13 protein-coding genes are annotated in these 12953 nt (G+C 36.0%); 5 read left to right on the top strand and 8 right to left on the bottom strand.

The genetic code is table 11. From position 1 onward, the window contains the following. Nucleotides 1-41: 41 nt before the first annotated feature. From ACFO3O_RS01615 to ACFO3O_RS01580, 8 genes are all read right to left on the bottom strand, one after another. Complete coding sequence (locus tag ACFO3O_RS01615) at nt 42-1799, bottom strand: alpha/beta hydrolase-fold protein (RefSeq protein ID WP_379976784.1); 1758 nt, start codon at nt 1797-1799, stop codon at nt 42-44. After that, entirely contained in the window at nt 1796-2023 is a 228-nt protein-coding gene (locus ACFO3O_RS01610) for a hypothetical protein (protein WP_379976782.1), read from the bottom strand. The genes ACFO3O_RS01615 and ACFO3O_RS01610 overlap by 4 nt, the downstream gene beginning before the upstream one ends. A gap of 177 nt (nt 2024-2200) precedes the next feature. Further along, nucleotides 2201-2605: a hypothetical protein gene (locus ACFO3O_RS01605; RefSeq protein WP_379976781.1), complete on the bottom strand. Its 405-nt coding sequence runs from the start codon at nt 2603-2605 to the stop codon at nt 2201-2203. A gap of 260 nt (nt 2606-2865) precedes the next feature. Then, entirely contained in the window at nt 2866-4158 is a 1293-nt protein-coding gene (locus ACFO3O_RS01600; protein ID WP_379976780.1) for an IS1380 family transposase, read from the bottom strand. 218 nt (nt 4159-4376) lie between these two features. Further along, a complete protein-coding gene (locus ACFO3O_RS01595; RefSeq protein WP_379976779.1) occupies nt 4377-5165 on the bottom strand; it encodes a hypothetical protein in 789 nt (262 codons plus the stop codon). 151 nt (nt 5166-5316) lie between these two features. After that, complete coding sequence (locus ACFO3O_RS01590) at nt 5317-5862, bottom strand: hypothetical protein (protein WP_379976778.1); 546 nt, start codon at nt 5860-5862, stop codon at nt 5317-5319. 402 nt (nt 5863-6264) lie between these two features. Then, nucleotides 6265-7101 carry a GNAT family N-acetyltransferase gene (locus tag ACFO3O_RS01585; protein WP_379976777.1) on the bottom strand — a complete coding sequence of 279 codons (837 nt, stop codon included), beginning with the start codon at nt 7099-7101 and terminating at the stop codon, nt 6265-6267. 93 nt (nt 7102-7194) lie between these two features. Beyond that, nucleotides 7195-8211, bottom strand: coding sequence for a TIR domain-containing protein (locus ACFO3O_RS01580; protein ID WP_379976776.1), 1017 nt, complete (start codon nt 8209-8211; stop codon nt 7195-7197). Nucleotides 8212-8769: 558 nt separating this feature from the next. Here ACFO3O_RS01580 and pyrR point away from each other — a divergent pair. From pyrR to ACFO3O_RS01555, 5 genes are all read left to right on the top strand, one after another. Continuing rightward, nucleotides 8770-9309, top strand: a complete 540-nt coding sequence (gene pyrR / locus ACFO3O_RS01575) for a bifunctional pyr operon transcriptional regulator/uracil phosphoribosyltransferase PyrR (RefSeq protein WP_379976775.1) — start codon at nt 8770-8772, stop codon at nt 9307-9309. Between the two features lie 4 nt (nt 9310-9313). Then, nucleotides 9314-10243 carry an aspartate carbamoyltransferase catalytic subunit gene (locus ACFO3O_RS01570; protein WP_379976774.1) on the top strand — a complete coding sequence of 310 codons (930 nt, stop codon included), beginning with the start codon at nt 9314-9316 and terminating at the stop codon, nt 10241-10243. Beyond that, nucleotides 10243-10578, top strand: a complete 336-nt coding sequence (locus ACFO3O_RS01565; protein ID WP_379976773.1) for a ribonuclease Z — start codon at nt 10243-10245, stop codon at nt 10576-10578. The genes ACFO3O_RS01570 and ACFO3O_RS01565 overlap by 1 nt, the downstream gene beginning before the upstream one ends. A gap of 694 nt (nt 10579-11272) precedes the next feature. Next, a complete protein-coding gene (locus ACFO3O_RS01560; RefSeq protein WP_379976772.1) occupies nt 11273-12190 on the top strand; it encodes a ribonuclease Z in 918 nt (305 codons plus the stop codon). An 18-nt stretch (nt 12191-12208) separates the two neighbouring features. After that, the gene (locus ACFO3O_RS01555; RefSeq protein WP_379976771.1) at nt 12209-12625 is read left to right on the top strand and encodes a hypothetical protein; all 417 of its coding nucleotides are present in this window, start codon (nt 12209-12211) and stop codon (nt 12623-12625) included. Nucleotides 12626-12953 lie beyond the last annotated feature (328 nt).

The following is a 12953-nucleotide window of genomic DNA, read 5'->3' as shown; positions in this document are numbered from 1 at the left end:
GGATTAAAGTGATATTATAACAACATCTTTAACCAAAAAAATCAATACCGCCAACTTTTTAAATCGGCATCTTTAGGAGCGACTTTATCCACCTTATCTACATATTTTTTGATAAACATACGGTGGTATCGCAATCGACTAATATGATTTCCATTTTCGTGATCCCCGTTCCAACAGTGCTCGGCTCTGTCGCCATAATCGACTTCCCCATTATAATATGGAGCCGTGGTTTCAGAGAGCATGTCTTCGGCGAGATATACGGCATTGTTGAGGTAATAATTATCCATATCACCACAATAAATGTGAATTTTATGTTCCCAATCTTTCCCGTGTTTTTCCCAATCTCGTTTCATAATATACGCGAGATCATAGTTTTCTTTCCAATAGGAAGCCACTTCTTTATCTATTTTCCCAGTCAGGCGGTCCCAGATTCTTTTAGGATACCCCTCTTCATCTATGGGCGAATAGGTGGCCTCCCATATATCCCATTGTTGTCCTGACCGGCCTTTGGTGCCTAATACCAATTCTCGATAATTCATATCCTTTAAGCTCGCATCTACATTGCCTAAATAATCCCGATGACCAGGAACCAGTGTTTTTCTAAAGGGCCCTTCTTGGTAGTAGGCATTCTCGTCTTCGTATATATTCACCAAACAATACGCTCTAAAATCAATAGGATCGGGACAAGCGACAAAAGCCATTCCGTACTCTTTGGGATATTTGACTTGAACAGCCAGCGATTCCCATCCACCAGTACTTCCTCCGTAAACAAATCGTGACCAACCTTCTCCGATGCCTCTAAATTGTTGTTCGATATGCGGAATAAGCTCATACGTAATCGCATCCCCATACGGTCCTTGCGCTTCACTATTCACCGCATAAGAATCATCATAATAGGGCGTAGGATGCTGAATTTTAATGGCGATGACGCGTGGAAAATCAGGTCCAGTCCACGTTTTATAAAAATCATAGGCTTCTTGTTGGACGATCACATTATAGCCCTCCACATCAAAACGCTCACTATATTCAGGTTCCATATTGGGATCTGGCGGTGTGGTTCTAAATCCGCCAAAATCTGACGGAAAATGCCCATGCATGATAGCCAGTGGATACTTGACATCGGGATGCGTGTCCCATCCTTCAGGCAATAGGATATGCGCTCCCACATACATATCTCTTCCCCAAAAATCACTCAACAGCTTACTTTTTATTTTTATATGCTTTACATACTTTGTATCCTCAGGTTCGGCGATGGGAGGTATTTTCTGATCTAATGTGATGGAGATCGCAGGAAACTGCCCATTAGTGATGGTAACTTTTTGGGGTGTAGCATACAGATTACCGGGTGCTCTGTTCCATTGTTGGCCTTCCCCTCGATCCATCGGTAATTTGACGACATGCCCATCGGCCCGCTTAAAGGTTTCGTACTTATGAAATAAAACCTGTACATAAAACTCACCCGATGGCAACGAATCAAAGCTCTTGATAGGATATCCAAAAGCTTCCATATCAAATTGTAAGGGCTCTCCAGGGTTCCAGTCGTTCACATCCATGCCGAAGGCTTGACACGTTTTGGAGTCGTCCCGAAGCTGAAATCGAGGTTCGGTTTCGATGTTTTTTGAAATCAACACAATGACTCTTCCATCCAATGCTTCTTGGTAATGTTCTGTTGGAAAAGACAATTCAATCCCTCCTACATTTTCAGATGGGGCAGTATCAGAACATGAGCATAAAAATGAGGTACAGCAAACACTAACAAACAAAAATGCAGCTGTGGAGAGGAGGTTCGATTTTTTCATGGTATGGTTGGTTTTATATAGGCTTGATGTGTGTTTTGTTTTTTTTGCTCCTGCTTACCTGCAGGCAGGTTCGCGAAAATGTAATTAGAATGGATTAAAGTTGTGATACGAGCAACATCGTTATGTTTGATGTTGATGCATATAACAACATCTAATGTAGTAAATACAAACTGGATATAAAATGTAGACTTGAATTGCTTTTGGAATGCGATATAATCACGCACCACGGGTTTTGTTTTTCCGCTTTCGCGAAAATGTAGCTAAAATGGGTTGCTGTTGTGTTGTGGGTTCGTATAAAGGGCAAGCTTTGTATACACTCGTTACAAACGAACGCTGGTGAGAGAAACTTAGGGGAACTCACTCGTGTTTGGGCACCAATTACAAATGGGCGCCAGCGGGGGTTATTCAATTCTAATGTTTATTTCTGTTTTCCACCAAAATCCGCGTTTATCATGGTTTAATAGTGTATTCATTCCTTTTTTAGTTCTATACACTCTAAAGAAATCTTCATTTTCAATAATTATTTTTTGCAAGGAATTGGTCAATTCTTCAATCTCAGAATTCGACCATGTTCCTATTCCAAAATGGAGCATATCAGATTCTTTGGGTTTGATTCTTAAAATAACCGAGTCTCCTATTCTCAAATTTTGAAATTCATAAAAATCATAATTTTCTGTTTCTGGATCGGCTAGAAGAGTGACCTTTACCTCAGAATCAGATTCATTTTCAAATTGAATGTAATGTGGAGGATCACAAGACAAAAAAGCCAGGCTTGAAATGAGTAGTATAAAAAATGCTTTTGACATAGATATTAATTTCAGTCAATATAGCGTGTTTAACGATTCAATGATCATTTTTCTTTTGGAACGCGATACAATCTAATATCCGCAAGTCTTCTCGATTTAAGCTAGTTATTGTTTATAAAACTACTTAGAGTACTTATTTGGTATTTATTTCTCTTTTTTGTGAGTTTATTTTTATTTAGGAGATATAACTTCTCCATTGAAGATTTTAATCTTTCTTGGGATTATTCAAAAAAAGAAAGAGCGTTTTTGCGATTTTAAGGTTATGTCTTAAAATTTATCTTTCCATATAGTTTGAGCTTTTTTTGTCTTGCTGTGCGTATCCATTTAGCTGGAATACATATGAATCGGAACACAAATTTTTTAATTCTAAAGCTCTCATTAAGTCCTCTAACTTTTTTGGAAAAAGTCTTTATCAAGTAACCATAAAGGTTTCTACAAATGGCTGTAAAAATTAAGAACACCGTATTTTCCTCTAGTTTTGAAAAAGGTAGGTTCTTCCAGCCGAAATCATTTTTTAGCACATCAAATTCTCTTTCAGAAGCGCCTCTTTGATTATAAAAATCAACTATTTGATCTTCTGTTTTTAGTTGATCATTAGTGATTATAGCTGAATAATTAAAATCTTCACCAGTAAATAAGCTAATCTGGCCATCTTTTCTTTTAGTCTTCGTGACTACTAATCTATATTCTCTAACTTTATGTTCTTTTTTTGTCCTCTTAGCTATGCTTTCAAAAGGAGAGTAAAATGTTTCACCACGGTATGCCTCTTCGTTGCCTACTCGAACTTTTTTCCAAGACTTAATAGAATCAATTGCTGTTGCTAGAGTTTGATTACTATTTGCACGCAGATAGAAGTTTTGGACATTCTTTTGAATTAAATCAATAACATCTAGTTGATATGAAGCCCCATCAGCTCTAAAGTTAATTAATTTTATATTTTGATCTTTTAAAAGTTCAAACATTCTAGTTAAAGTTTGAAATTGCAAGGTCTTTGCATCACTATTTCCATTTCTATTTTCAATGAAAACAATTTTACTTCCCATTGTTGCAACTCCTGGACAATAACCTAGCTCTTTTTTGTACGTTCTTTTTGCATCTGCTTTTTTAGTATATAAAATAGTATTATCATAATCTAAAGTTTGTTCCAAATTCAATTGGTTAAATAACTTTAATATTTTTATATTCAATACATTAAGATCCCGATTAATGCTAAATTGATGTAGCTTTTTCCCTCTAGGTACACTGAAAACATCGAATGGTAAAGCAAGTTCTTTAAATCTATTTAGTACTCTATCAGGACTTGGTAAATTACAATATGGAATATCTGACAGTGCACTTTTTAAGTTTCCAGATAAATCTTCAGCACAGTCTGCTCCACACAAATATATCGACCAGAAAGAGTATAGTATATCTTTCCAATCATACTTACTCTGGGGTGCTAAATCAGGTAATGATTCACTTAGAATTTTATCCAAATTATTTATATAGAACTCTTCTAAAACAAAATTTAATCCTCCAAATGGAGTTATACCGCTGGATTGTACTATTTTCATATTGTGTTTATAAGTATCACTAATTTAAGTGAAAACACAAAATCTGCAAAGTGTTTATTAATAATGCTTTGCGGTGTTTTAAAATTTAGACTTGCGGATATTAGATACAATCGCGCACCAGCGGGAGAGACTTAGGGTAACTCACTCGTGTTTGGGCACCAATTACAAAATGGCGCCAGCGGGGGTTTTACTACGGTTACCGGTGTTAGCGCCAGTTTTTATTCTACTATAATTTCATTTTTGGTTGTTTCTTCATTATTTTTTTTATTCAATTTCCATAACCAATATAGTCCGCCAAGTGGTATTCCGAAAGTCCAAACCGAACTTAAATATCCCATATATGAAAAACTAATTCCGAACAGTATTTGAAACGTTAATAAGCTAAAAGAAAGACCATATACCGCACTATAAGTTATTGCGGGAACATTTAGAAAAATCACAGCAATATATTTCAGCCATTTTTTCTTTAGATTACTTTTCTTAATTCTTATAATAATCCAAATATTAAAAACGGGAACGCATATTGCTAAAATTCCAAATAGCCAGAAGAAAGTCATATTTGGAATTTTCTCCTTTAAATCGAGCGTTTTAATGTGTAATATTTTATTAGAATTATCATCAAAAATAATTTCGAATACTCCAAAATCTGTATCATTTGAAAACTCTATTTGTGCAAAAGTTGTATTTGGTGCAGTACTTTCCCCTTCTACTGTCGATAAGGTTTTTTCGGCAGTCATAAATTTGTAGTTTAGCTCTTTCCCAAAATTAGTTACAATTACGTTCTGAAAATTTCCCAAACCTAGCTTTAATGTGTCTAAATTCGTGTTTTTGAAAGCTTCGTTTTCTATTGCCATAAAGGTCAGACTTTTTTCATAATCTTCTTCTATTAGCGCTTCTACAAATCCTTCTGTAGTGTCTTTATAAGTAAATGCGTTATTAATGAAATCACAGCTTGATAAAAGTGATACAGTTAGTATTAGAAGTAAAGTTTTTTTTAGTTTGTTCATTTCTTCAAATTGATGGTAACATGTTTGTGTATGATTTCGTTGCGTGTTTAAGCATCTAATGTAGCAAATACAAAACAAATAGAAAATCCGAGAGGATTTACAGCGATAGTTTGTTTGGTGAGCACTCGTTATGAATGAGTGCTAGTGGGGTTTATTTATTGTAATATTCTTCTAAGTAAACTAAGAGATTGTTATAGTTTTTATTGACTTCATCTAAATTAGCTTCTGGATGTTTTATAATGAACCAATTGTGAAAGGAACTCCAACCATCACTAATGGCTAAAGATGCCTCATTATATCCTGTTAGAGTGTCAATTTGAATTTCACGTATCTGCTTTTCTGTTAAATAAATCTTAGTTTGATATTCTAGTTCAGGAATTGATAGAAATTTATTAAAAAGGCTTGAGGTTTTGTATGTAATATCAAAATAATTTTTATTTTTTTTAAGTTCCAAAATGTCTAATTTGGGTTTTATAGCTTTTCCTTTCAAAAGCCGGTTGAAGTAATTTTCTCGATTTAGTGATTTATCCTCCCATACATATTTTACAAGAAAATCATCAGTTGTAATACTCTTAGCTTTTGAATATTCGATATTATTTATATGCTTGTAGAATTGGGTTATAACTTCCTTTTCATCATTCACACAACTGGTTGAAAAATAAAAAATAATAAGAAAAGTAATTGTAGTTATTCTCATAATAAGCTGAGTGTATATCAAAGGTCTTGTGTATGATTAATTATGTCTTTTAAGTGTTTAAATTTAACAAATACAAACCAAAAAGAAAATCCGAGAGGATTTATAGCGATAGTTTGTTTGGTAAGCACTCGTTACAAACGAACACTGTGGGAGAGACTTAGGGGAACTCACTCGTGTTTGGGCACCAATTACAAATTGGCGCCAGCGGAGGTAGGAATCTCAACGTTTACTGTTTTTGCAAAAACGCTTTTTTTTGGATCAAAAGGAGGTGTTGTACGCTCCTTAAAAGTTCACTATTAAGATATAGGATAGAAAATAAAGTCCCCTTAAAACATCTTATATAGGCTTACTTTTTAGAAAATTATAGGGTTGTGCAACGGTTACCGGTGTTACCTACAGTTTTTATTCAATTATTTGGACGTTTATCCATTCGAATTTCTTGATATAATTAGCTGACTTCACAGCATTGTTAGAACCAATATTTTCTCTTTCAGTCAGAAGTCCACATTTTTCTACTCCACTTTTTAAAATTTCGGAAGTTGCAGATTGCAATAATTCTGATGCAAATCCTTTTTTCCGATGTTCTTTAGATGTAAAAAGTGCTCCAATCATAACATTTTGAGGGTTGTGATTTATAATTCTTAATGAAGAAGTCATTTTATTAGCTACTTTCCAAGCAAAGATTGTTCTTTCTAAAATTCCCATTTGCACAGACCTTGAAATTTCTTCGTCTGTTTGAGTTCCTTGTCCATTAAAATCCTCGTGATAATAGCCTAAATTCAATTTCAGAATATCAGCAAAATTTTTCTCCGTTGCAACAATCAATTCTCCGTTTTTACTATTCGGTTTATTAATTATTTCACAGTCATAAATTATTCGGTCATTTATTAATCTTGTTTTTAGATTTTTTAACTTAATAACTTCATTAATTAAATCTTTTTGTCCTCTTAAAACGACAATGTCAAAATTTTCATTATCTATCGATTCGGCAACAATTTTAACAGCTTCATCGTTCCATTTTGTTGCATATAAATAATATGAAATATCAGCCCAAACAGCTAAAATGTCAGTTTCATCGTCTCCAACAATATTATAAACATCAAATAGTTTTCCCTCTCCATTTTTTAAAGATTCAAAAAGTGAATTTAAATGATAATGTTCAAAATATTGTTCAGAGAGTCTTTTGGAATTATACTCCAAAAATTCAGTCGGATTGTTGAATTTTATCTTTTGGTTCATTGATTGGTCAAATTGTAGGTAACGGTAAATATAACAAACGTTGTTGTCCCGAAGGGCAACTATGTTTTGTTATATAGTGTTATGACACTTTTTTTAGTCTTTCTGATAACTTAAATATTCATTAAAGGCTTTTAAATTAGTTTCTTTTAGATTTATTTCTAAATAGTTTTCCTTAACGTAATTCATTAAATCCTTGAATGATTTATATAATTTCTTCTTATTTTTTTTTAATAAAATGTAGGCTTTATCTTCATCTGCCGAGGGTTGAAACTGATCTGATACACCAAAAATATAATTATCAGATTGCATTGGAGACCTATAAAGAATTCCAAAACTTAATGAATATCCCCAAGCGTGATGAAAACTTTCAATAAGCTTTTTTAATTTTTCATCATAAATAGTAAAGAGACTATTAATCATTATGGAGTTGAAACCTTCCCAGAAAAAAAGCACCTTATGTCTAAATGTCTCAGGATGAGTCAGTATAAAATCATCAACTGTGGGTATATGTATTTGACCTAATAACCATTCTAAATTTTCTAAATCTCGTTCCTTTTGTATTTCTTTTTTAGACCTTTTTAATTTGTTAGAAGGTTTAGTTGGGTTTTGTTCAATTATCAATTTAATAGCCTCTGTAAGAGTTTCTCTTAGTTGACCTTTACCGTTGTTGTCATTTTTAGAATTTATTGAAAAATCTGCGATTCTGTGCTTGTCTATATCAAACGGCACATCATTTGGAAATTCTCCTTTGGATTTGTTAAATAACATAATTATTCTTTCCCAGCCCAATTTCCCGATTGCATATCCTAATTCGATTAGAACGTTGGGATTTGGTGTTTTTCGAAATTCTTCTTGATTATTATTTATTGTTGTTATGTCACAAATAAAGATTTCAGAAGATTCAATTTTTTGAAAAATAGATTTTGGAATATTTGGACTACCAGAGATATTTCGAGTAGCTTCATCAAGATTAATAATCAACTCATCGTTTTTTAACTCAATTTTATTAATGGCTTCCCTAATTGCCTGTCTGATCCCATTTTGATTGGTATTTCGGTCAAGATCTGATTGCCAAGAGTAAAAAACATTATATTTTTTGCTTTCTTCCATTAAGTTTCAATGTGTCATAACTCATTTATATCGCACACTCACTAATTTTATGGTAAATGTGTTCCTTTCCAAATCTACCACATATTTTTCAATAGGGGAAGGCTAACCTGTTGTTTATGAAGTGTTTTTTGCTGTATCAGTTTTGAGGTTACTAGACACAAACGTTTATAACCGTTTTAAACGGCTTTTAAAACGTGTCTAACCTACATAAATTTTATCAGCATAGGGTACGGGTTTCCGTAATGGGGAGGGATTAGGTAATAGGGATGAGGGATGAGGGATGAGGGATGAGGGATGAGTAGTGTTTATTTGTGGCTTTTGTGTGAGTTACGTGTGGATCTCTCCTAAAGTCTATCCAGAGCTTGTCGAAGGATCGAGATGACTCAGGGATTCAATGTTTTGAGATTTGGAATTTGTGATTTCGATTTCGTTTTCAGTTTCGTTTTCAGTTCCCCCTTTGGGGGCTAGGGGGCTTTTCAGTCCTGCTTCCACTTTCGCGACAGCAAAAACAAAAAAACTCCCTATCTTTGCTTTCCGAACATTGTTTTGGAATCATCTATGAGTCAAAAAGTATTACTTAATGCGACCGAGGTACACATTATCCTCAATAGATTGGCTTGTCAACTCATTGAAAATCACGAAGACTTTTCTGATACCGTCCTGATTGGGATTCAGCCGCGTGGGATCTTTCTGGCAGAACGCATCAAAAAACTGCTAACAGATACCTACCACATTGAGAATGTCAAACTAGGATATTTGGATATTACGTTCTTCCGTGATGATTTTCGCAGAAGCGAAAAAACATTGGCAGCCAATAAAACCAAAATCGATTTTGTGGTCGAAAATAAAAAAGTGGTCTTTATCGATGATGTCCTGTACACCGGACGGAGTATCAATGCAGCACTGACAGCCATACAGAGTTTTGGACGCCCAGAAGAAGTGGAGCTTATGTGCTTAATTGATCGGCGTTTTAGTCGGCATTTACCCATCCAACCGGATTATAGAGGCCGACAGGTAGATGCGATCAATGAGGAAAAGGTTAAAGTGAGTTGGGTAGAAAATGAAGGGGAGGACACGGTATATGTGATTAATACATAAGGAGATGAGTGAATTAAGTGTACAACATTTACTAGGAATCAAATACATCACCAAAGAAGACATTGAGTTGATCTTCAAAACTGCCGATCATTTTAAAGAAGTCATCAATAGACCGATTAAAAAAGTCCCTTCCTTACGAGATATCACAATTGCCAATCTCTTTTTTGAAAATAGTACGCGTACCAAACTTTCTTTTGAACTTGCTGAAAAACGACTGAGTGCCGATGTGATTAACTTTTCGGCAGCGGCGTCGTCAGTGAAGAAAGGGGAGACACTGATTGATACGGTCAATAATATCCTGTCTATGAAAGTGGATATGGTCGTGATGCGTCATCCAAATCCAGGGGCAGGTATTTTCTTGTCCAAACATATCAATGCCAGTATTGTCAATGCAGGAGACGGTGCCCATGAGCACCCAACGCAGGCATTACTCGATAGTTTTTCGATCCGCGAACGTTTAGGTGAAGTGGCAGGGAAAAATGTGGTGATTGTCGGTGATATTTTACATAGCCGTGTGGCCTTATCTAATATTTATGCCCTCAAATTACAAGGCGCCAACGTGAAAGTCTGCGGGCCTAAAACGCTCATGCCAAAGTATATTGAAAGCTTAGGGGTTGAAGTCGAATTGGATTTACGCAAAGCGCTTCAATGGTGTGATGTGGCAAATATGTTGCGAGTGCAAAACGAGCGTATGGACATTAGTTACTTCCCAAGCACGAGAGAATACACCCAACAATACGGCGTCGATAAAGCGTTGTTAGAATCGCTCGATAAAGAGATTGTGATTATGCACCCAGGGCCGATTAATAGAGGGGTAGAGATCACCAGTGATGTCGCCGATTCTGGGCAAGCGATCATCTTAGATCAGGTGCAAAATGGGGTGGCGGTTCGTATGGCCATTATCTATTTACTAGCTTCCAAAATCAAACAATAATGAAGGTTACACAAAAAGATACGTATACAATTCTTGAAGATGAGCGTGATGATGTATTAGATTTTGCATCCTACTTAGAACGTATTGTTCCCGAAAAATACGAAGATCGTCATCTGGTGATTGATCTTTTGCAATACACCGAACTCACATTAGAGCAATTGGTCGCTTTTATCAAGCTTTCTAACTACCAACGTGCAGATAAAAAATCATTTGTGTTTGTCAACACAGGTATTAATTATGACTTGATTCCCGACGAAATGGTGGTGGTGCCCACCCTACAAGAAGCTGAAGATATCATCCAAATGGAGGAAATCGAGCGGGATCTTGGGTTTTAATACATTCCCGTACTTCGACTGGCTCAGCATAAATTCCGGCGGGAATCTCAAAATCGTTTTCCGAAATAATTGTATACTTTCTTTTTTTGATTACGTAAGAAAGAATATCTATAATTTTTAATTCTTTTTCTCCAGTATAGTAAGGGGTTTCCGTTAAAAATTTTTGAAGCCTTGGAAAAAATTTAGGAAAACGCTTACGGTTTTTCGCTTTAAGCGAAAAAATACCTAAGAAATCGAAGATTCATAAGTTCCAAAATTTAAAATAGAAATGACACGCATAAAAAGCGCCTTTTCTTTTGGTTCCGTTTTCTTTGGGCGAGCAAAGAAAATGAACAAGAAAGCTAATTTATTAAATCTACTATTGAATTTTATATTTGTTATTAATAATAGTATGTGAGTATCCTTTCTTTTCTTTTTTTCATTGCCAAAAAAAGAAACAGATTCCCGCCTTCGCGGGAACAAGAGTCTAGGCTGGCGAAACCTTGTCTAAATGTATCGTTAAATTCCTGAATTTCAGAAACTCGCTGCGCTCAGACAGTCCGAAATTCTACGGAATCTTCACTTCACATTTTACGACAACTTTTCGAGAGCCGATAGCCAATCGATTTTAAAATATCTTCATAACAAACCAAACTATTACACAGATATGTATATTTTCGCGTATACATTATAAAAACACCATTACTTCCATCCCATGAGTACCTCCCTTACTGTATCCATTTTAGGCTGTTATGCTGCTGCTCCAGGGGCGTTCAAAAATCCGACGTCTCAAGTGTTGGAGATTCGGAATCATGTGTTTTTGATTGATTGTGGGGAAGGGACACAGGTTGCCTTGCGGCGAAACAAAATAAAGTTCGTTCGTATCAAGCATATTTTTATCTCGCATTTACACGGTGATCATTTCTTTGGACTGATGGGTGTGATTTCAACCTTTAGTTTATTAAAACGTACCGCACCACTCACGATTTATGGGCCCGTAGGCATTAAAGAAGTGGTGTTATTACAACTGAAGCTGACACAAAGCTTTACTAGTTACCCGTTGCATTTTAAAGAATTAAAAAGTAAAGAACCTCAACTCATTTATGAAGATGATTTGGTAACAGTCACGACGATTCCATTGAAACATCGTATTTATACCAATGGGTATTACTTTCAAGAAAAAGTAGGGCTTCGCAAATTGGACATCAATGCGGCATTGAATCTTGAAATTGATAAAGCGTATTTTAATAAAATCAAACAGGGTGGTGATGTCACTTTGGAGGATGGCACGGTGGTTCCTAATCACGAACTCACGTTTGATCCGCCAACACCCAAAAGCTATGCGTATTGTAGTGATACGAGCTATCAACCCAGTATTACAGATCAAATACAAGGGGCGACGGTGTTGTATCACGAATCCACATTTTTAGATAGTCACGAGCATTTATGCAAAGTGACAGGGCATAGTACCGCAAAGCAAGCGGCTACGATTGCCAAAGAAGCCGGTGTAGATCAGCTTATTTTAGGACACTATTCTACAAGATATCCTGACTTAAACGCCTTTAAAGAAGAAGCACAAACTATATTTGCAGATACGCACCTCGCAGATGATGGCGAAGTATTTACGTTTTAAGAGTTAAGACCTCATACCATGGAAGATAAGAAACCAATACCCAAGAAGCTGGCAGCACAATTACAAGAGCACTTTGATCAACTCATCCCTCGTAATCTTTTTTTGGTCAAACAAAACACCTATACAGACCGTGTGTATCGGGTGGCGGGATCTACTGCTATCAAAAATAATATTACGATTGCCTTTAAAATTGAAGAAGATGATAGCTTAGGGTATGTGTGCGAATATTTTCTCGATGCTAACGGCTATACAGAACACAGACGCTATTTCCTCGCCACTGACGAGGTGGAATTATTAGAAAACTACGAAGGGCAATTCGGTGATGCAGCCTATGAAGACGAAGATGTGAGCTACGAAGAGCAGATGCGCATCATCAAGCATAACAAAAAAGTACGTGATTTGCTGATTAAGAAAGGGTTTGTGAAGAAGAAGTAGGGGTTTTTCGCTCCTGCCTGCTGGCGAGGCAGGTTTGCGAAAGCTAATAATAGAGTCATATAATTTCAATTCATGAAACTCCCTTCCGTCTGAATCTCATACTTCGATTCATCCACCTTCCCTCAGAGCGGGAAGGAGCTTTTGTTTTCGTTTTTTAAGCAAGAGTAAGAGTTCCCCCTTCGGGGGTTAGGGGGCTGGGCTCCCTTCCGTCTGAATCTCATACTTCGATTCATCCACCTTCCCTCAGAGCGGGAAGGAGCTTTTGTTTTCGTTTTTTAAGCAAGAGTAAGAGTTCCCCCTTCGGGGGTTAGGGGGCTGGGCTCCCTTC

Origin of the sequence: Dokdonia ponticola, from assembly GCF_042653865.1 — a bacterium.
Taxonomy (GTDB): domain Bacteria; phylum Bacteroidota; class Bacteroidia; order Flavobacteriales; family Flavobacteriaceae; genus Dokdonia; species Dokdonia ponticola.
Note: the sequence above shows the minus strand (reverse complement) of the source record. Positions and strands in the feature narration are given on the sequence as shown.